We start from the raw sequence: 19,474 nt of genomic DNA, 5'->3' as shown, positions 1-19,474 counted from the left end.
AGTCAGAAAAATAGGATACCTGCTGCCAATGCACTATTACATCAGCCACAGGTCATCACTCATCGTACCAAAAACTAAATACTGTCCTGAAATTTTCGCGCCTTGGCAGTTTGCTGCTTTTCCAGCTCAAAAATGGCGCGTTGCAATCCTTTCTCCTGAATGGGGCTTAAGCGAGGGAATTTAAAACTCAGGCGTTGCACTGTGAGTGTTTCACCTTTGTTATTGACCACCTGCTTATCAATGGCTCGGATAAATTGCAGATCCAGTTTAAAAATACCAAAACCACATAAATCAACCGAGACATCACGCAGAATGCCACATCCTTGCAGAGGGAACTCACTGCCTTTCGCGGCATATAACCCCATCCCGCCCAAGGAGATATCGGCTAGCGTATAGGAAAAGGGGGTGCCATCAACGAATTTCCCAGAGCAATAATAAGCGGGCCACTGCGGAATGTTGACACGAAAATACTCCCGGCGCTGGATGAAATAGAGCTGATCAGGGAGGGCGGTACTAAAAGCGGGCAGTGACAGATACTTTATTTCTTTCAATGGATTGCAGGTAAACTCGATTTTCGCACCGGTAGGTTCCGCAATAATCGTTATTTGATTAGCAGCAAGGGCTGAAATGTTTTCATGTCCTACGCTGCCAAAATCAAAAATAAACTGATTGGTTTCGGGTACCACATCCAGAATACGGCTAATAAATTGCCCGCGCGCATGTGTCACCATCACGGCAGTATCATTCTTCTTTAAATCGCGAAGAATTGCACAGATTGCTAATTTATTCGTTTTGATAAAATTTTCTTTCGACGCTTCGCTCACCTGCCATTCCCCATCTTTAATTTATCACTCTAGCTACCGAGATAATTAATAAGCATATAGATAACAGGTTAGTTATCGGCAGGTGATAAAATGACTTTAGTGATTATTTTATATTTCTACGAAACTAAAATAGGCATAAAAATAAAGCGACATTGGCATAGGCCCAATATCGCTTTAATACCCACGCCATTATTGGCAGTTAATCAGTTACGGACTAAATCGTCACCGTAGCCAATCCACTTATAGGTGGTTAATGCATCCAACCCCATAGGGCCGCGCGCATGGAGTTTTTGTGTGCTGACAGCCACCTCTGCCCCCAAACCAAATTGCCCCCCATCGGTGAAGCGCGTACTGGCATTCACATAGACCGCTGAGGAGTCTACCGCACGGACAAAATGTTCGGCACTGCTGAGTGAGCGCGTCAAAATAGCGTCGGAGTGGCTGGTGCCGTGTTCACGGATGTGACTAATGGCGGCATCAATATCAGCCACGATGTCCACATTCAGATCCAGTGATAACCATTCGTCATCATAATCTGCCGCCTCCACCGCCACCACTTTAGCCTGACCTTCTGCCAGATACGGCATGGCTTGCGGGCTGGCGTGCAGTGTCACACCAAAAGCATGCATTCTGGCGCTCAATACGGGCAGGAAGCTTTCGGCGATGGCCTGATGAACCAGCAGCGTTTCCAGTGAGTTACAGGCGCTTGGCCGCTGAATTTTTGCGTTTTCAATGACCAACAGTGCTTTCTCAATGTCTGCGCTTTCATCGACAAAAGTGTGGCAAACACCGATTCCACCAGTAATCACTGGAATGGTTGACTGCTCGCGGCACAATTTATGTAAACCCGCACCACCACGGGGAATCAACATATCGACATAGCGATCCATCCGCAGCAATTCATTCACCAACTCGCGATCGGGACTTTCAATCGCCTGCACTGCTGCTGCGGGTAAACCGCACTGCTCCAGCGCCTGTTGGATCACTTTCACCGTCGCCTGATTGGTGTGATGCGTCTCTTTACCACCGCGCAAAATGACCGCATTGCCGGTCTTCAGGCATAAGCTGGCCACATCAATGGTGACATTAGGGCGGGCCTCATAAATGACACCAATCACCCCCAGTGGCACACGGCGGCGTTCGAGTTTTAAGCCGCTGTCGAGCAGGCTACCATCAATCACCCGGCCCACAGGGTCATTCAGGCGGCATACCTGGCGTACATCATTAGCAATGGCGGCTAATCGCGCGGGCGATAATAACAACCGATCGAGCAGCGCTTCACTCATGCCACTGTCACGGGCAGCTTTCATGTCTTGTTCATTGGCCTGCAAGATGGCCTGACTTTCAGACTCCAGCAGGTTTGCAATGACCGCGAGTGCCTGATTCTTTTTGGCCGTGCTTAGCATCGCCAATTGCCAGGAGGCTTGTTTGGCGGCCTTCCCCATCTGTTCCAGCATGCTCATGCTTGCTCCTTAACTGACAATCATATCGTCACGGTGAACAGCCACTGGGCCGTATTCATAGCCGAGGATTTCACTGATTTGTTGCGAGTGGTGACCCGCTAGCAGGCGCAAGGCGTCACTGTTATAACGTGAAACGCCGTGGGCCAAATCCCGCCCACTGAGGTTACGGATGCGGATCACTTCACCACGGGAGAAGTCCCCTTTGACGCTGCGAATCCCTTTTGGCAATAGCGAACTTCCCCGCTCCATAATGGCAGAGACAGCGCCGTCATCGACGGTAATTTCGCCCGCCGGTGGCGCACCAAAAATCCAGCGTTTGCGGTTTTCCAGCGGGGTTTCCAGTGAGTGGAAGCGGGTGCCGACGGGGGTGCCATCAATCACATCTGCAATCACACCGACCTGACTCCCTGCCGCAATCACCACATCAATCCCTGCGCGACAGGCAACATCGGCAGCTTGCAGTTTGGTTGCCATCCCCCCGGTTCCAAGGCCCGAAACACTGTCGCCCGCAATCTCGCGCAAAGCATCATCAATACCATGCACTTCGCGAATCAGCTCTGCTTCTGGGTTGTTGCGAGGATCGGCGGTGTATAAGCCCGCTTGATCGGTCAGTAACAGCAACTTATCCGCCCCCGCCAAAATCGCTGCCAGCGCGGAGAGATTGTCGTTGTCGCCCACTTTGATTTCAGCGGTGGCGACGGCATCATTCTCATTGATGACAGGAACGATGCGATTATCCAGCAAAGCGTTCATGGTGTCGCGAGCATTCAAAAAACGCTCACGATCTTCTAAATCAGCACGGGTCAGCAGCATCTGGCCCACATGAATGCCATAGATAGAAAATAGCTGCTCCCAGAGCTGAATCAGCCGACTTTGCCCGACGGCGGCCAGCAGTTGCTTCGATGCAATGGTGGCGGGTAATTCCGGGTAACCCAAGTGTTCACGTCCGGCAGCAATCGCCCCGGAGGTAACAATAACAATACGATGACCTTTGGCGTGTTGCTGGGCGCATTGGCGCACCAGTTCAACAATATGGGCACGGTTAAGACGACGGGAGCCGCCCGTCAGTACACTCGTCCCCAATTTCACAACCAATGTCTGGCTGCCACTCATAATTTTTCTGCCGTTTGGATAAATAAAAAAGAGATGATAGAGGGAACTTTGTAGCAGGCGCGAAGCATTATGCCAACAGGCATAGCCATATATTCCCCCTTTTATTGTGCTAAAAGGGGGAATATGCTTCTTAATTAGGGAGTAACAACTCAACTCTTACGCGGATAACTTAACTGGCTGTTCGCTAAAATCTTGCGCTGGCACCAATTTCATCTCAATAGAGGTCAGCATTTCGGCTAGACGCTTATGAAAACCACGCAATGTGGTCTCCAACTTCTCTTGTACTTCAGGATCTTTAATGTTTTCCGCCTTCCAACTGCCCTCTTTGTTAAACAGGCCAAACTGGTAAACATAGGTGAAGTGGTCTGCCGCTGGCTCCAGCTCTATCCACCACCCCCAGAACTCACGCTTCTCTGGAGCAAGCTTTACATTGACGCAAACAGCTAAACAGTCAAAGAAAAAACGGTCATTCTGGCACTGCCCTTCACGTAGGTATGGCCCCAAAGCTGCAAAACGTTTCATAAGCTTGCTTTTAGGATGAGCACTGGTTGACGTCATTCTTAAATCTCCTTATGTAGACGCACCTTTTTAGCAAACTGTTAAAAATTAGCAACTCATTAACGCATTTTATCTTCTAACCATTCGCTGGTTTGCAATAATGCGCGATGGAAATTGTCATACAGTGGTGTAGATGGTATAGCCAATAACTTGCCATCAGCGGAGGAAGAACAGATGAGTTTCGACTCCTCTTTCGGGCTGAAGGGATCATTTTCCCAGAAGCCTGCCAGCATGGGCGTTTGGCAGCGCCGTCCCAACAACCCCTGTGTTTTCAGGGAGTAGCGGTTCATTTCTGTTTTCAGTGTCTCATCCGACGCATCTGCCATGCCCAAGCGACTGGCCATCACATCCATATACATGTCCGGCACTTTGCGCTGGCTATCGCTGTTGCACAAAAGATGGTGAACAATCGGCCCAAGGCAAGCCACTGCGCGGACCCGCTGAGGCTCAAGATAACCTAAGCGCACTGCCACATTGGCACCAAAACGTAAGCCGAAAACAGTGACTCGCTGATGATCAACCCAAGGAATATTCGGCAATGCCTGCAACACTTGTTGGTGCAGATAACTGGTATCTTGCGTTAATTTCCAGCGGGATGATGCCCCTACGGATGGCATGTCGATGGTCAACATGGCGATCCCTTTTGGGGCCAGATAGTCGCGGAATAAGCGGTGGTAATCCCCTTGTAGGGTATCCAGCCCACCGCATATCAGTACCGTTGGGAATGGCGCACTGCCCACCGTTGGCATATGCAGGAAGCCAGAGAGTGTGCCACCATCGGAAATCGTGAAATCGAGCTTTTTCAATGTGTAGAGCAAGTGCTCAGCGGCAGCTTCATAGGCACGATTTGACAGCACTTCGACTTGCTCGGCCAGCTCATCACCTTTTAAGTGCGGGTAACTGGCGATGCTGTAAAGATTGGCCGCGTTTAACCAATATTGACCCGCATTCACCGGATCAGCTTCTTCCATCGCTTTTTGCTGCCACTGCATCGCTTGATGGGCCCACTCATAAATCCAGTTACCATTACGATAACCCACCACGGTATCCAGCAGTTCGTTATCGCTATGCTCCGCCTTTGAACAGGCAATCCGCGATAAGACTTCTTCTATTTCAAGTGGATCGACACCACGCCAAGTCCAGATGAGGCGGTTTATCATGCGATACCAGTGGCTAGCGGTATCACCATCCAGTGCTGAATGAACACTCATAGGATGATTGCAATGGGCATGCCGGACTAACGTCGAGGTTTCAGGATGCTTAAATTTGGGTTTGAACAGAATTTCAGAAAGGTTGGCTTGTGCCATGGTAACAATAGCCTCCATAAGCCGTGAATCAGGCCCGGTAAGGGCTGCTCAGATGGAGTCAGTGTACTCATACTGCGAGGAAAATGGAACGCCCGGTCAATACCGAGCGTTTAAAGTCAGCTAAATTATTTACCGCTTAAAGGGGCAACAAAAGTCACCGCCATATCCCATGGTTGTTCAATCCATGTGTCCTGAGGGATATCAACTACATAGTCATCAACTAATGGGCGGCCAGCCGGTTTGGCGAAGATAGTCACAAAGTGTGCTTTCGGATACATATCGCGAATGGCTTTCGCGGTGCCACCGGTATCCACCAAATCATCAATCACGATAAAGCCTTCGCCATCGCCTTCAGCACGCTTTAAGACTTTAAGATCACGTTGATTATCATGGTCATAGCTAGAAATGCATACGGTGTCTACATAACGAATACCCAGCTCACGCGCCAGAATACCAGCCGGTACTAACCCACCACGGCTCACCGCGATGATACCTTTCCATTGCTCGGCTGGCAGTAAACGCTGTGCCAGTTTGCGGGCGTGAATTTGCAACATATCCCAGGTAACGACGTATTTTTCGCTCATAAAATGTAATCCCAGCCAGTCTAGAAGTGGCTTGCCATGTATCAGAAGGGGAAAAAAGGTTGCGCGAGATTATAGTGAGCCAGCCGGATAAAAACCAGCAATTATCTGGCTAATTAATCGGATCGGATGCGGTAATTGTGCGGCGATACGCGCGCAATGCCAATGAAAGTGATATTCTCAAACTATCTCGCCATCTTGATGGCGGTGTGTCACCACCCCTAAAATCTTTAGTCATCAACCCAATAGCGTCTCTGGCATCTCCATTACGAGGTTGCCAAGATGAGAATGCTATTACAGGAGACTTACAGTGTCTGAACTGTCTCAACTTTCGCCTCAGCCGTTGTGGGATATTTTCGCAAAAATCTGCTCAATTCCACACCCGTCTTACCATGAAGAAGCGCTAGCGCAGCATATTATGACGTGGGCCAAAGAAAAAGGTCTGCATGCCGAGCGTGATCAAGTCGGTAATATCCTGCTGCGTAAGCCTGCTACCAAAGGGATGGAGAACCGTAAGCCCGTTGCACTGCAAGCCCATTTGGATATGGTTCCACAGAAGAATAATGATACGGTACATGACTTCACCAAAGACCCTATCCAACCTTATATCGATGGTGAATGGGTTAAAGCCCGTGGCACCACATTAGGGGCTGATAACGGTATTGGTATGGCCTCTGCGCTGGCAGTATTGTCTGACGATAGCGTCGAGCATGGTCCACTGGAAGTGCTGCTGACCATGACAGAAGAAGCGGGGATGGATGGCGCATTCGGCCTGCAACCTAACTGGCTGAAAGCCGATATTCTGATCAACACCGACTCCGAGCAGGAGGGCGAAATCTATATGGGTTGCGCCGGTGGTATTGATTTCATTACGACGTTGGCGCTGAAGCGCGAAGCAGTTCCTGCGGGTTATCAAACCCTGAAACTGACCTTAAAGGGCCTGAAGGGCGGTCACTCTGGCGCGGATATCCATTTAGGTTTAGGCAATGCCAACAAGCTGCTGGCCCGCTTCCTGTTTGAGCAGGCAAAAGATTTAGACTTGCGAGTATTGGATCTGAATGGTGGCACATTGCGTAACGCCATCCCTCGTGAAGGCTCTGTGACGCTAGCCATCGCCGCAGATAAAGTCGATCAGCTGAAAAGCTTGAGCCAAGATTATCTGGCGACGTTGAAAAACGAATTGTCCGCAGTGGAAAAAAATCTGACTGTGGTGCTGGAACCCGTCACTACCGATGCAAAAGCCCTGACAAAAGAGACCCAACAGCGTTTGGTGGCACTCTTAAATGCGACGCCAAACGGGGTAATTCGCATGAGCGATGCCGTGAAAGGCGTGGTAGAAACCTCACTGAATGTGGGTGTGGTGACCATGAATGAGAATGAAGCAGAGATCATTTGCCTGATTCGCTCTCTGATCGACAGCGGTAAAGATTACGTGGTAAGCATGCTGACGGCAGTGGGTGAGTTGGCGGGCGCTAAAACCTCGCCAAAAGGCGGCTACCCAGGATGGCAGCCAGATCCTAGCTCACCAGTGATGGCATTGGTGCGGGAAACCTACCAAAAGTTATTTAACAAGACACCGAATATCATGGTCATCCATGCCGGTTTAGAGTGTGGTTTGTTCAAAAAACCTTACCCAGATATGGATATGGTGTCGATTGGGCCAACCATGACCGGCCCGCATTCACCGGATGAGCAGGTTCATATTGAGAGCGTGGGTCAATATTGGCAGCTGCTGACTGCGCTGTTGAAAGCGATTCCAGAACGCGCATAAATAGGTTTAACCAACCTATTGATACGATAACGGCGGGCTTGATGGGTCTGCCGTTTTTTTATGCCGCGTTATTCCCAGCTAAGCAGCAATTGCCGCTCCAGTTGTGGGTCAAGCAGGGTGACATGTAACCCCACTAACCTCACTCCCCGCCCTGCACGCCGCTCGTTCCACGCGGTTCGCGCCACTTGCAGCAAATCAGCTTTATTCAGTTGCGGCCAAACATGTTCCTGTGTTGTTTGCTGAAAATCATGAAATTTCAGCTTAACCCCTTGCCGGGCAATATGCAGATCCGGCCTCACCTTACGCAAGCGAGTTTCCAGCTCAGCATATAGCTGTTCAATCAATGATTCACAGCTATCCCAATCATGAATGTCTTCTGCCAAGGTTCTTTCGACACCCACCGATTTACGCAAGCGATCGGGCGAGATCTCTCGCTCATCAATGCCATGGCTGCGCTCCCATAGCACATGCCCAAATTTACCAAAACGCTTCAATAATTCAGCTTGCGGATAGTTTTGCACATCACTACAGGTGACCAAGCCCACTTCTTGTAAACGTTTTGCGGTCACTTTCCCGACACCAGGAATTTTGCTCAGCGGTAAATCATGCAGGAAGGGCAAAACCTGATCGGGCGTAATCACATATTGCCCATTGGGCTTATTTAAATCAGATGCGATCTTGGCGAGAAACTTGATGGGAGCGATGCCTGCCGAAGCCGTCAGGTGCAATTCATCAGCAATCGACTGGCGAATTTCTTGTGCAATTAACGTCGCTGAGCCGCTGCACACGAGGCAATCAGACACATCCAGATAGGCTTCATCCAAGGATAGCGGCTCAATCAATGGGGTATAGCGGGCAAAAATTTCACGAATATGCAGTGAAGCTTCTTTATACGCCGCCATTCGGCCAGGGATAACTTTGAGCTGCGGGCACAGTTTCAGAGCCATCGCCGTTGGCATAGCACTGCGTACGCCATAACGTCTGGCGGGATAATTGGCAGTGCTGATGACACCACGCCGATCCCGGCTGCCGCCAATTGCAATGGGAATATCGCGCAGGCCAGGATCGTCGCGCATTTCCACTGCCGCGAAGAAGCAATCCATATCCACATGAATAATCTTTCGCATGTCACCCCCCTCGCCACAAACCACTGTATAAGAATACAGTTAAATGAGGGAAATTCAAGATTATCCTAACTCATAGTGCCTACCCAATCCTTCAGTTGAAAGGTGGTAGTAATTATCCTAATCAAAACACCAACCAATTACACATATAACAGAATTGAATTCTGTTATTGAGGTTTTTAAGTATTTTGTTATTTATTTTTATAAAAAAATCATTAAATTCGACAGAGTCGTAAAATGTTAGTTATATGATTAACATTAACCTCAGAAAGATTCATTATTCACTAATGGATGGAAACTCAATATTATGCGAAATTATATAATGGCGACTTTACTATTATCTTCTGGTTTTTCAGCAAACGCACAGTCTGTTGCATCGCCTGTATTACACCCGACACCACAAATTATTGCTCACCGTGGGGGAACGGCTGACGCACCGGAAAATACACTACCTGCCATCAAAAAAGCGTTAGATAATGATGCCAATGCAATTTGGATCACACTGCAATTGTCAAAAGATAATATTCCCGTATTGTATCGCCCCTCTGACCTTAAGGAATTAACGAATGAATCAGGAAAGATCTCTGATTATACTGCACAGCAACTTGCAAAAGTTGGCGCTAATGTTGCTTATGATAAAAAAAATAATATTACACCTAAGACAGATGCGCATATTGGTATTCCCACACTTGATGAAGTATTGAAACAGTTTCCTACCACCACATTTTATCTCGACATCAAATCCCCAGATGCAAATCCGGCGACTTTTGCCAAAGTGCTACAAAAAGTACTTGAGGCGACTACTAAAAATGAGGAAAACCGCCTATCCCGCACCCGTGTCTACTCCACCGACGATACTTACTTAACTGCGCTGGACGCAGTGAATAAGACAAATGATCCATCACATCAGGTAAAACGTTTCGAAAGCCGCGACCTTACGCGGACTCAGTTAGCCAACATCACCATGGATCATAAATGTGATTTACCAACAGATAATAAAGATCGTTGGTATGGATTGGAATTACATCGCAACGTTGAAGTCGTAGAGAAATATACGCTAGGTGAAGGGCGTTCTAACGCGGTATTAAGTTGGGATAAAGAAGCTGTTGACTGTTTCCGTAAAAACACTAACGCACATATTATCTTCTTCGGTATCAATACTCTTGAAGACTATAAAAAAGCGAAAGAACTGGGTGCAGATGGCATCCTAGTTGATTCACCTGCCATGTTTAAAAAAATTGTCAACGACAATAGGTATTTGTAGTAACAATCAGTAATTAGAAAATCCAAAGGGAGTGTAGAAATAGCAAATAAAAAAACACATTAATTTATTACCCACACAAATTGGATATTAAACTATCTGAATAATAAAGCCCCAGACAACAAATAGCTGACTGGGGCTTTGTCGTCTCTACGATATTTATCGTATCGACGCTATTTTATCGGTCTTACCGCTAGCTATAAAATACGATATTTATCCAGCGCCTTCTGGCGAGCAGACTCTTTCGCCAAACGTTTCTTACGAGCATCACAAGGCTCAGGGCAATCACAGACTTTTTCCATCCCCAACGCCCCAATGCCGCCACAACTGCCCTGTAAGGTTTTACGTTTTACGATATAGCCGAGCGACATCGCAGCGATAGCCAATAGGAAGAAGACAAAGGACGCGATAAAAACAGTCAACATATCTCCTCCGATTAAGGCCGTTTTTGTCGATAAGGCTGGAATGCATCGGAATAGCGTTCCTCAAAGCCCTGATCGGTTTTGACAATCATCAATACCGGAATATCAAGCAGATTGGCTAATGCCATTCCCCGCTCCGGTCCAAGAACATCTAGCCCAGTCGATAGCCCATCCGCTGTCATACAGCTCGGATCTAGAACCGTGATCGACACCAACCGATGGTTAATGGGTCGGCCGGTATCAGGATCAATAGTGTGAGAATAACGGACACCATTCTGTTCGAAATAGTTACGATAATCCCCAGAAGTGGCTATTGCCATGCGCCCAGGCTCAATAATCTCTTGGGCACTTTGTGCCATGCCAGACACGGGCTTCTCAATCGCAATGCGCCACGGTTTGCTCTCCCCATTGTTGCCACGAGTCCGCACTTCACCACCGATATCAACCATATAGTTGGTGATATTATTAGCTTCCAGATATTCAGCCACTACATCGACCCCATAACCTTTAGCAATAGAGGAGAGATCGACATACAGTTCGGGGATTCGTTTGACCAAAGCCCCGTTTTCTACCGCCAGTTTATCAATACCGACCCACGCCCGACGTTTAGCAATTTCAGCTTCGGTAGGCACCGTATCTGGTCGCCCTTCCGGGCCGAACCCCCATAAATTGACCAATGGCCCGACAGTCACATCCAATGCGCCGTCGGTCAGGCGGTTAATTCGAATTGCTTCCCGGACCACTTTCGCTGTCGCAGCAGAAACGGGGAAAGGGGTATCCACCTCTCGGCTGGTGTTAAAACGGCTCAATTCAGAACCTGGCCGATAAGTCGACATCTGGTCATTAACGGCTTCCAACTCGCGATCTATTTCCTGCTGTAGCTTCTCTGGGCTAGGTGTCGATGAGTCACTCACATACTTAATTGAGTATGAGGTTCCCATGGTTTTACCATCGAGATTGATTTGCTCGGGGCCACACCCCGTCAGCAACAACGCCACCACCACAACCATTAGCCAATGTATTAACTGTTTTTGCACGATATCCCCAATAGCTCTATTCCCTACAGACTTGAAGCCGGATGGTAAGAAATTAGCCACCGAAATCATCAAGCATAATATTATCGTCTTCCACGCCGAGATCTTTCAGCATTTTGATGACTGCCGCATTCATCATTGGCGGGCCACACATATAGAATTCACAATCTTCCGGTGCCGGATGATTTTTAAGATAATTTTCTAACAATACGTTGTGAATGAACCCCGTATAGCCCGTCCAGTTATCCTCTGGCTGTGGGTCTGAGAGCGCAACATGCCAACGGAAATTATCATTCTCAGCCTGTAACTGGTCAAAATCTTCTTCGTAGAACATTTCGCGCCGTGAACGAGCACCATACCAAAAGCTGATTTTGCGCTTCGAATGTAACCGCTTGAGCTGATCAAAGATATGTGAGCGCATTGGTGCCATCCCTGCACCACCGCCAATAAAGACCATCTCTGCATTGGTATCTTTGGCAAAAAACTCACCGAATGGCCCGGAAATAACCACTCTGTCACCCGGTTTCAGTGACCAGATATAGGAGGACATAATCCCCGGTGGCGCATCAGGTTGTGAAGGGGGTGGCACGGCAATACGCACGTTAAGCATGATAATACCGCGCTCATCTGGGTAGTTGGCCATGGAGTAAGCACGCACTGTCTGCTCAGTGGCGACTGACACATACCGGAACAAATTGAATTTATCCCAGTCGCCACGATATTCCGCTGGCACCTCAAAATCAGCATATTTTACTGTGTGGGGTTCAGCCTCTATTTGAATAAAGCCACCCGCGCGGAATGGGACAACCTCACCATCAGGTATTTTCAGCTTTAGCTCTTTGATAAATGTGGCTTTGTTATCATTGGAGATAACTTCACACTCCCATTTTTTCACACCAAAGATCTCTTCTGGCAATTCAATTTTCAGATTTTGCTTCACGCTAACCTGACAAGCCAGCCGACACCCCTCTTTAGCTTCGCGCTTTGAGATATGCGAAAGCTCAGTGGGCAGAATATCCCCGCCCCCCTCTTTAATCTTTACTCGGCACTGCCCACAAGAGCCGCCACCGCCACAGGCTGAAGAGACAAAAATACCGTGGCTGGACAACATATTGAGTAGCTTATCCCCCGCTGGAGCAACAAAACTTTTTTCCGCGTCATCGTTGATATCAATACTAATATCACCGGTATTCACCAACTTTGATTTGGCAAATAAAATCATCACCGTCAGCGCTAGCACTATGAGGGTGAACATCACTACGCCCAGAATTATTTCCATGAATTATTCCTGCTTTTATAGGCTCACACCGGCGAAAGACATAAACCCCAATGCCATCAATCCGGTCGTGATAAAGGTGATCCCTAACCCCTGTAAGCCCGCAGGCACATTGGCATATTTCATTTTTTCGCGAATACCCGCCAGCGCCACAATAGCCAACATCCAGCCCATACCTGAACCAAAACCATAAACAATCGATTCGGGGAAGTTGTAATCACGTTGCGCCATAAATGACACGCCGCCAAAGATGGCGCAGTTCACGGTAATCAGTGGTAAGAAAATACCTAGTGCGTTGTACAGGGCTGGGAAATAGCGATCGAGGATCATCTCCAGCACTTGCACAATGGCGGCGATAACACCAATAAAGGTGATGAAGCTCAGGAAACTGAGATCAACCCCCTCCACCAATGCGCCATCCCGTAGCACAAGGTTATAAACCAAATTATTCGCCGGTACTGAGATACCTAAAACGACCGTCACGGCAATACCCAGACCAAAGGCCGTGGCCACTTTCTTGGAAACCGCCAGAAAAGTGCACATCCCCAAGAAGAACGCTAAAGCCATATTCTCCACAAACACTGCGCGGACAAACAGACTGATGTAATGTTCCATCGTCAATTACTCCTTCTCAATCTGCGCAGGTTTCAGGGTTCGCAGACCCCAAATCAGCAAACCAATGATAAAGAATGCGCTAGGTGCTAGCAGGAATAATCCATTCGGCTGATACCACCCACCGTTCTGAACTGTTTCCAGGACCGTCACACCAAATAATTTACCCGAGCCAATCAGTTCGCGGACAAAGCCCACCAGCACTAAAATCACGCCATAGCCTAAACCATTCCCAATGCCATCCATGAAGCTTTCAATCGGCGGGGATTTCATCGCGTAGGCTTCCGCACGCCCCATCACAATGCAGTTTGTGATTATCAAGCCAACAAATACCGATAGCTGTTTGGATATCTCATAGGCATAAGCGCGCAAGACCTGATCCACCACAATCACCAACGAGGCAATAATTACCATCTGAACAATGATGCGCACACTGTTTGGAATATGATTTCGAATCAATGAGATGAAGAAACTGGAGAACGCCGTCACCAAGGTCACCGCCAGTGTCATCACCAAGGCGGTTTCCAGCTTGGTCGTCACCGCCAGCGCAGAGCAAACCCCAAGGATCTGTAACGCAATCGGGTTGTTGTCAAATAACGGCCCGAATAAGACCCGCTTAATCTCTTTGGTATCAGCCATTTTTTAACGCTCCTTCGCGTACTTTTTTCAGGAACGGGCCAAAGCCGTTTTCACCAAGCCAAAAATCGAAGCTGTTTTGCACCCCGTTTGAGGTCAGCGTCGCCCCTGATAAACCATCTATCGCATGGGGGTCGTTAGCGGGCGCACGCCCTTTAACGATACGGATAGCGGGTTGCCCCTGCTCATCAAATAACCGCTTACCAATCCACTGGTTACGCCAAATTGGGTTTTCAATCTCGCCGCCCAGCCCCGGTGTCTCACCATGATCGTAATAGGTAATGCCGCGAACAGTTTTGCCGTCGCTATCAATGGCCACAAAGGCATACATCATTGACCACAAACCAGAGCCATAGACCGGCAAGACAATTTGGTTGATCTGCCCGCCTTCACCGCGCACCAGATAGATCTCAACCACATTCGCCCGACGACGGATACCAGCGGTATCTTGTGCCGCAGTCAGTGCGATACTCATTTGGTTATCTCGCAGCGCCTGAGTACGGTCAAAGGTGGCGGGATCTTGTTTGATAAACTCGCCACTTTGTAAATCCAGTAATCTCGGTTCAATCCGTGCCGCAAATTCCCGCTGCACCTCTTCTGCGGGCATTCTCGGTTGCAGTAATCCGGTCACCGCCAGAATATTGCGCTGTTTATCCAGCAGGCGCTGCTCTTGCTGCTTGGCTTTCAAGCCCACAGCCGCACCCGCGACTACCACGGAACAGACCAAACAGAGCACAATCACCACCAGCAATGTTTTGCCGATGCTGTCATTATTTCTTGGTTTATCACTCGCCACGAGCTTTCCTCCGCTTGATGTTGGCCTGCACAACCACATAGTCAAACAGGGGTGCAAACAGGTTGGCGAACAGGATAGCCAGCATCATTCCCTCCGGATAAGCCGGATTGATGACGCGGATAAGGACACACATCGCGCCAATCAAACCGCCATACCACCACTTACCGACATTGGTGAAGGAGGCTGAGACAGGGTCGGTCGCCATAAAGATCATGCCGAAAGCAAAGCCGCCCAGTACCAAGTGCCAATACCATGGCATGGCAAATAGCGGGTTGGTGGACGAACCTATCCAGTTAAATAAACACGCGGTCGCAATCATGCCAATCATCACGCCAGCCACAATCTGCCAAGATGCTACGCGGGCAAACAGAATAATGGCACCGCCAATCAGAATCATCAGCGTAGAGACTTCGCCAATAGAACCGGGAACATTGCCGAGGAATGCATCCATCCAAGTGATAGGTTGCTGGGTCACTGTATTGACCAAGCTGTGGCTACCATTGACCGTCCATTGTGACAATGGGGTTGCGCCGGAAAAACCATCCGCAGCGGTCCACACTAAGTCACCTGAGATCTGTGCAGGATAAGCAAAGAACAGGAAAGCACGCCCAGCCAAAGCGGGATTGAGGAAGTTACGCCCCGTGCCACCGAAGATCTCTTTGCCGATAACCACGCCAAAAGAGATCCCCAACGCCGCCTGCCAAAGAGGCAATGTCGGCGGCACAATCAGGGAGAATAAGATGGAAGTAACGAAGAAACCTTCGTTGATTTCATGTTTGCGGACAATGGAGAAAACGACTTCCCAGAAGCCGCCGACCAAAAACACCACCGCATAAATTGGCAGGAAATAGGCGGCACCCAGTACCATCTTACTTATCCAGCCGGCATCGGGAGCAAAAGAGGCCCCTAGCAGGTGTGCCAATTGGTAATGCCAGTCACCGGCAATAATTTGTTGTAGCTCCACGCCACTGTAGAGCTGGTTCAGTGCCGGAATCGCCTGAGCACCGACGTTGTACATCCCCCAGAACATCGTCGGGAAGACCGCCAGCCAGACCAGAATCATCATCCGCTTTAGATCGATGGCATCTCGTACATGAGAAGCACCCGGAGTCACTTTGCCCTGAGTATAGAAAATGGTGGCAGCAGCTTCATACAGCGGATAGTACTTTTCTAGTTTGCCACCCGCTTCAAAGTGGTGCTCTATTTTCTCAAGAAAACTTTTCAGGCCCATAGGTTATCCTTCCTGCTCAATCTTGGTCAGTATGTCGCGCAGTACCGGACCGTATTCGTACTTACCGGGACAGACAAATGTGCATAAAGCCAGATCTTCTTCGTCCAGCTCCAGACAACCGAGCGCCTGCGCACTGTCGGTATCACCGGATAGCAAGTCGCGCAGCAGATGTGTCGCCAAAATATCCAGTGGCATCACCCGCTCATAGTTACCAATGGGCACCATAGCGCGCTCTCCGCCCTGCATATTGGTGGAGAAGGCAAACAATTTGTGTTTGAAGAAATGGCCTAGCGTGGTGCGGGTAATCGAGTATTTATCGCGACCTGGCATCATCCAGCCAAATAGCTCTTTTTCTCGCCCTTCGCGGATAACAGAGACTTGCTGATGGAAACGCCCCAGATAGCCATGAGTGACCGAGGACGCAGTGCCACTAAGGACTGAGCCGGAAATAATGCGGTTGTCACCCTCATTCAACCTGCCGGCTGTCAATTCAGATAAACTGGCACCAAGACGAGTACGCAGTAAAATCGGTTGATTCACTTGCGGTCCAGCCACTGCGACGATGCGATCAGTGCACAACTCACCCCGGGTAAATAATTTACCGATAGCAATGACGTCCTGATAACCCACATGCCAAACTGTTTTGCGTGCGCTCACGGGTTCAAGGAAGTGAATGTGTGTGCCAACCAGACCGGCCGGATGCGGGCCGGAGAACTCATTATAAGTGACCTGAGCATTCGGGTGGCTGGTAATCACCGGCCCCGGTGCATGACAAACATGCACTTTACCTTCAGTTAAGCGCGAGAGTACAGTGAGGCCATGCTTAAAAGCCTCAGGTTCAGTGGCAATAATCACCTGCGGATCAGCCGCCAGTGGTTGGGTATCCATGGCGCTGACAAAGATAGCGCGTGGGATGCTACCGGGTACGGGAGTTTTACTGAAGGGGCGAGTTCGCAATGCGGTCCATAAACCCGATGCCAGCAAATAGTTTTGTACTTGTTCATTGGTCAGATGATTGAGAGAAGCTTCATCGTAAGGTTCGAATGGGATCTGCTCATCCCCTTCAACGTCGATCACGACAGATTGCAGCACCCGCCGCTCACCACGATTAATAGCGCTCACTTTGCCGCTGGCCGGTGCGGTATACATCACGCCCGGATTTTTTTTATCTTCAAACAGAACCTGACCTTTCTTAACCCAATCCCCCTCTTGCACCAACATTGAGGGACGCATACCCACATACTCTTCACCCAGCAGGGCGACACGACGAACAGTAGGACCCTCTTCTACTACCTGCAAAGGTGCGCCAGTAATGGGTAGGTCGAGTCCTTTCTTTATTTTAATCATAAGGTTGGACAACTTTATTAGTGATATTAAGTGCTGTACTTGAACCCAGAGTGTACAGCCACACAAAGAGAAGATGCTTTCATAATTCATTAAAACGGCGGCTTAAAGCCGAGTCAATTGGACAAACATGAATGCTTACTGAAAGAATATCTGAAATAAATGCTATATCCTTACTCGCCTGATATGCCACTGATGAAATAACCCTTCGACGAGCAGGTTAACCGCGAATGATTTTAGCATTGTACATCTTGCAGTGTCTGAGAAATGCAGTGACTTGAGTCAAGCAAACACAAATAATTCCCCGCTAAACTCTAAATATATTCGGTAAAATCGCATCATCAACTCAACTTTACCGAGTTGGTATTTATTTTATACAAAACATATATTGCTAAAAAATTTCTGACTGATAATCTGCGCCTATAAATCAGAATAGTCAGTGGCATCTATAAATATAAGTAGGAATAATAATGGGCAAAGTCGCGCTATTGTTTGCGATGATAATTTGTTTGCCTGCGGTATCCTTCACCAGCTCAGCCAGTGAGCCTGTGGCGGTGTCCAAAGAGCTAAAACAGCAATTACTCGGATCATCAGTCTATATTCAGATCTTCAAAGAAGAGCGTACTCTGGAGCTATATGCCAGATTACAGGGCGAGTATCGCCTAGTACAAAGCTATCGCATTTGTGAATTCTCAGGTGGGCTTGGCCCAAAACGCCGTGAGGGTGATTTCAAAAGTCCGGAAGGGTTTTACACTATTGATACGCGCCATTTAAAACCCGACAGTAAGTTTTATCGAGCAATCAATATTGGCTTCCCAAATGATTATGACAAGTCACAGGGCTATTCAGGAAAATATCTGATGATCCATGGCGCTTGCAAATCAATCGGCTGTTACGCAATGACCGATGCTTATATGGACGAGATATTTAACTACGTGCAAACAGCATTTATCTTTGGTCAGGAAAAGGTCGATATCAGTATTTACCCATTCCGGATGACGGAGCAGAATATGCAGCGCCATCGTAACTCTTCGGATTACAACTTCTGGCGTCAATTGCAGCCGGGATATGCCTACTTTGCCAAGAATCGGATGCCACCTTCAGTTTCCGTGATCAACGGGCAGTATGTCCTGAGCCGCCCGCCGGTCTCCAGCGCACCAGCATCGCAGTACGCCGTGACCCACTCAAATTTGCTCACCAAAACAGAATAATGAAAACTCACCTGGTGCAATTTTGTGCCAGGTTTCATTTGCTGTCAGTGGCTGAGTCGCGATCACCGTGACCACATCGTTAGGGGTCGTCTGTTGTTGAAAATCGATCTCGACATCTTGATCCAGCAAAGTCGCTTTGCCGAAAGGCGCACGGCGGGTTATCCAATATAAATTGGTCGAACAGAACGCCATCACAAAACGCCCATCCGAGAGCAGCATATTAAACACCCCTTTAGTGCGCAGTTGCTCACATAACGTGGCGATATAGCGGAACACCGCTGGCCAGTTACTCGGGGTGCGGGGGTAGCGTTTTGCCAATTGATTTAGCAACCAGCAGAAAGCGTATTCGCTGTCAGTCTGGCCGATGGGACGGAAAGTGCCGGTATCTAATTGACGATAACCCTTGAGCTGACCGTTATGGGCATAAGTCCAGTTTCGCCCCCACATTTCGCGAGTAAATGGGTGAGTATTTTCTAACGCCACTTCCCCCCGATTTGCCTGACGAATATGCGAAACGACCGCGCAAGATTTTATCGGATAGTCTTGCACCAAGCGGGCAATCGGTGAATTAAAACTCGGTTTGGGATCTTTAAACGTGCGGCAACCATTACCTTCATAGAAAGTAATCCCCCAGCCATCTTTGTGTGGGCCAGTCCCACCGCCTCGTTGCACTAGACCGGTAAAGCTAAAGCAAATATCCGTGGGAACATTTGCGCTCATCCCGAGCAATTCGCACATAACCAACCTCCCGCGTATACCCTTCATTCTTGGTGTTGCAGCGGTGTTAGCTGCGCTTTTAATTTACCGGATTGCCATATTATTGATGAATATTCAAAATCATTAACCGCTTACCCATGACTCTTCAGGTTGCCTGTGTTGGCGGCTTGGGTGACTCGACGAGTCCGCTGCC

Annotated in this window: 19 protein-coding genes; 3 read left to right on the top strand and 16 right to left on the bottom strand. The window is 48.6% G+C overall.

Features of this window, described 5'->3' with window-relative positions; translation table 11 throughout:
* Positions 1-74 precede the first annotated feature (74 nt).
* The 6 genes from HRD69_RS10360 to gpt all read right to left on the bottom strand — a co-directional run bounded on the left by HRD69_RS10360 (position 75) and on the right by gpt (position 5,849).
* On the bottom strand, positions 75-824 hold the full coding sequence (locus HRD69_RS10360) for a flagellar brake protein (protein ID WP_004873504.1): 750 nt from the start codon (positions 822-824) through the stop codon (positions 75-77).
* Between the two features lie 203 nt (positions 825-1,027).
* The gene (gene proA / locus HRD69_RS10355; protein ID WP_004873505.1) at positions 1,028-2,281 is read right to left on the bottom strand and encodes a glutamate-5-semialdehyde dehydrogenase; all 1,254 of its coding nucleotides are present in this window, start codon (positions 2,279-2,281) and stop codon (positions 1,028-1,030) included.
* Between the two features lie 15 nt (positions 2,282-2,296).
* Entirely contained in the window at positions 2,297-3,400 is a 1,104-nt protein-coding gene (proB, locus tag HRD69_RS10350) for a glutamate 5-kinase (protein WP_004873506.1), read from the bottom strand.
* Positions 3,401-3,556: 156 nt separating this feature from the next.
* Entirely contained in the window at positions 3,557-3,958 is a 402-nt protein-coding gene (gene crl / locus HRD69_RS10345) for a sigma factor-binding protein Crl (protein WP_032812991.1), read from the bottom strand.
* A 59-nt stretch (positions 3,959-4,017) separates the two neighbouring features.
* Entirely contained in the window at positions 4,018-5,265 is a 1,248-nt protein-coding gene (frsA, locus tag HRD69_RS10340; RefSeq protein WP_032812992.1) for an esterase FrsA, read from the bottom strand.
* 125 nt (positions 5,266-5,390) lie between these two features.
* The gene (gene gpt, locus HRD69_RS10335) at positions 5,391-5,849 is read right to left on the bottom strand and encodes a xanthine phosphoribosyltransferase (RefSeq protein ID WP_004873509.1); all 459 of its coding nucleotides are present in this window, start codon (positions 5,847-5,849) and stop codon (positions 5,391-5,393) included.
* 307 nt (positions 5,850-6,156) lie between these two features.
* On the opposite strand from gpt, the gene pepD reads away from it, so the two are divergent.
* The gene (pepD, locus tag HRD69_RS10330; RefSeq protein ID WP_004873510.1) at positions 6,157-7,617 is read left to right on the top strand and encodes a beta-Ala-His dipeptidase; all 1,461 of its coding nucleotides are present in this window, start codon (positions 6,157-6,159) and stop codon (positions 7,615-7,617) included.
* Positions 7,618-7,685: 68 nt separating this feature from the next.
* Here pepD and dinB read toward each other — a convergent pair whose 3' ends face one another.
* Positions 7,686-8,744 carry a DNA polymerase IV gene (gene dinB / locus HRD69_RS10325; RefSeq protein ID WP_004873511.1) on the bottom strand — a complete coding sequence of 353 codons (1,059 nt, stop codon included), beginning with the start codon at positions 8,742-8,744 and terminating at the stop codon, positions 7,686-7,688.
* Between the two features lie 304 nt (positions 8,745-9,048).
* On the opposite strand from dinB, the gene HRD69_RS10320 reads away from it, so the two are divergent.
* Complete coding sequence (locus HRD69_RS10320) at positions 9,049-10,005, top strand: glycerophosphodiester phosphodiesterase family protein (RefSeq protein ID WP_032812993.1); 957 nt, start codon at positions 9,049-9,051, stop codon at positions 10,003-10,005.
* 194 nt (positions 10,006-10,199) lie between these two features.
* On the opposite strand, the gene nqrM is transcribed toward HRD69_RS10320, so the two are convergent.
* The 8 genes from nqrM to HRD69_RS10280 all read right to left on the bottom strand — a co-directional run bounded on the left by nqrM (position 10,200) and on the right by HRD69_RS10280 (position 17,356).
* Positions 10,200-10,427 (bottom strand): (Na+)-NQR maturation NqrM, encoded by a 228-nt coding sequence (gene nqrM, locus HRD69_RS10315; protein WP_004873513.1) that lies wholly within the window; start codon positions 10,425-10,427, stop codon positions 10,200-10,202.
* An 11-nt stretch (positions 10,428-10,438) separates the two neighbouring features.
* Positions 10,439-11,434, bottom strand: a complete 996-nt coding sequence (locus HRD69_RS10310; protein WP_004873514.1) for an FAD:protein FMN transferase — start codon at positions 11,432-11,434, stop codon at positions 10,439-10,441.
* Positions 11,435-11,513: 79 nt separating this feature from the next.
* Positions 11,514-12,737, bottom strand: coding sequence for an NADH:ubiquinone reductase (Na(+)-transporting) subunit F (nqrF, locus tag HRD69_RS10305; RefSeq protein WP_004873515.1), 1,224 nt, complete (start codon positions 12,735-12,737; stop codon positions 11,514-11,516).
* 15 nt (positions 12,738-12,752) lie between these two features.
* Positions 12,753-13,349 (bottom strand): NADH:ubiquinone reductase (Na(+)-transporting) subunit E, encoded by a 597-nt coding sequence (gene nqrE / locus HRD69_RS10300; RefSeq protein ID WP_004873516.1) that lies wholly within the window; start codon positions 13,347-13,349, stop codon positions 12,753-12,755.
* 6 nt (positions 13,350-13,355) lie between these two features.
* On the bottom strand, positions 13,356-13,985 hold the full coding sequence (locus HRD69_RS10295; RefSeq protein ID WP_032812994.1) for an NADH:ubiquinone reductase (Na(+)-transporting) subunit D: 630 nt from the start codon (positions 13,983-13,985) through the stop codon (positions 13,356-13,358).
* Positions 13,978-14,778, bottom strand: coding sequence for a Na(+)-translocating NADH-quinone reductase subunit C (locus HRD69_RS10290; protein WP_032812995.1), 801 nt, complete (start codon positions 14,776-14,778; stop codon positions 13,978-13,980). Before HRD69_RS10290 ends, HRD69_RS10295 begins: the two co-directional genes overlap by 8 nt.
* A complete protein-coding gene (locus HRD69_RS10285; RefSeq protein WP_004873519.1) occupies positions 14,768-16,009 on the bottom strand; it encodes an NADH:ubiquinone reductase (Na(+)-transporting) subunit B in 1,242 nt (413 codons plus the stop codon). The genes HRD69_RS10290 and HRD69_RS10285 overlap by 11 nt, the downstream gene beginning before the upstream one ends.
* A gap of 3 nt (positions 16,010-16,012) precedes the next feature.
* The gene (locus HRD69_RS10280) at positions 16,013-17,356 is read right to left on the bottom strand and encodes a Na(+)-translocating NADH-quinone reductase subunit A (RefSeq protein WP_004873520.1); all 1,344 of its coding nucleotides are present in this window, start codon (positions 17,354-17,356) and stop codon (positions 16,013-16,015) included.
* Positions 17,357-17,823: 467 nt separating this feature from the next.
* On the opposite strand from HRD69_RS10280, the gene dpaA reads away from it, so the two are divergent.
* Positions 17,824-18,564 carry a peptidoglycan meso-diaminopimelic acid protein amidase gene (gene dpaA, locus HRD69_RS10275; protein WP_032812996.1) on the top strand — a complete coding sequence of 247 codons (741 nt, stop codon included), beginning with the start codon at positions 17,824-17,826 and terminating at the stop codon, positions 18,562-18,564.
* Here dpaA and HRD69_RS10270 read toward each other — a convergent pair.
* The gene (locus HRD69_RS10270; protein ID WP_004873522.1) at positions 18,538-19,302 is read right to left on the bottom strand and encodes a class II glutamine amidotransferase; all 765 of its coding nucleotides are present in this window, start codon (positions 19,300-19,302) and stop codon (positions 18,538-18,540) included. The two genes, dpaA and HRD69_RS10270, sit on opposite strands and share 27 nt — an antisense overlap.
* Positions 19,303-19,474 lie beyond the last annotated feature (172 nt).

This window comes from Yersinia mollaretii ATCC 43969 (assembly GCF_013282725.1).
GTDB classification, from domain to species: Bacteria; Pseudomonadota; Gammaproteobacteria; order Enterobacterales; family Enterobacteriaceae; genus Yersinia; species Yersinia mollaretii.
The sequence above is the reverse complement of the archived record's forward strand: the minus strand, read 5'-3'. Positions and strand labels throughout refer to the sequence as shown.

What these genes read in the sequence shown, in the direction of transcription:
- nqrE (WP_004873516.1), bottom strand. Translation starts at nt 13,349, where the DNA reads ATGGAACATTACATCAGTCTGTTTGTCCGCGCAGTGTTTGTGGAGAAT.
- proA (WP_004873505.1), bottom strand. Translation starts at nt 2,281, where the DNA reads ATGCTGGAACAGATGGGGAAGGCCGCCAAACAAGCCTCCTGGCAATTG.
- proB (WP_004873506.1), bottom strand. Translation starts at nt 3,400, where the DNA reads ATGAGTGGCAGCCAGACATTGGTTGTGAAATTGGGGACGAGTGTACTG.
- HRD69_RS10280 (WP_004873520.1), bottom strand. Translation starts at nt 17,356, where the DNA reads ATGATTAAAATAAAGAAAGGACTCGACCTACCCATTACTGGCGCACCT.
- HRD69_RS10320 (WP_032812993.1), top strand. Translation starts at nt 9,049, where the DNA reads ATGCGAAATTATATAATGGCGACTTTACTATTATCTTCTGGTTTTTCA.
- nqrM (WP_004873513.1), bottom strand. Translation starts at nt 10,427, where the DNA reads ATGTTGACTGTTTTTATCGCGTCCTTTGTCTTCTTCCTATTGGCTATC.
- HRD69_RS10310 (WP_004873514.1), bottom strand. Translation starts at nt 11,434, where the DNA reads ATGGTTGTGGTGGTGGCGTTGTTGCTGACGGGGTGTGGCCCCGAGCAA.
- gpt (WP_004873509.1), bottom strand. Translation starts at nt 5,849, where the DNA reads ATGAGCGAAAAATACGTCGTTACCTGGGATATGTTGCAAATTCACGCC.
- dinB (WP_004873511.1), bottom strand. Translation starts at nt 8,744, where the DNA reads ATGCGAAAGATTATTCATGTGGATATGGATTGCTTCTTCGCGGCAGTG.
- HRD69_RS10295 (WP_032812994.1), bottom strand. Translation starts at nt 13,985, where the DNA reads ATGGCTGATACCAAAGAGATTAAGCGGGTCTTATTCGGGCCGTTATTT.
- HRD69_RS10285 (WP_004873519.1), bottom strand. Translation starts at nt 16,009, where the DNA reads ATGGGCCTGAAAAGTTTTCTTGAGAAAATAGAGCACCACTTTGAAGCG.
- nqrF (WP_004873515.1), bottom strand. Translation starts at nt 12,737, where the DNA reads ATGGAAATAATTCTGGGCGTAGTGATGTTCACCCTCATAGTGCTAGCG.
- frsA (WP_032812992.1), bottom strand. Translation starts at nt 5,265, where the DNA reads ATGGCACAAGCCAACCTTTCTGAAATTCTGTTCAAACCCAAATTTAAG.
- crl (WP_032812991.1), bottom strand. Translation starts at nt 3,958, where the DNA reads ATGACGTCAACCAGTGCTCATCCTAAAAGCAAGCTTATGAAACGTTTT.
- dpaA (WP_032812996.1), top strand. Translation starts at nt 17,824, where the DNA reads ATGGGCAAAGTCGCGCTATTGTTTGCGATGATAATTTGTTTGCCTGCG.
- HRD69_RS10270 (WP_004873522.1), bottom strand. Translation starts at nt 19,302, where the DNA reads ATGTGCGAATTGCTCGGGATGAGCGCAAATGTTCCCACGGATATTTGC.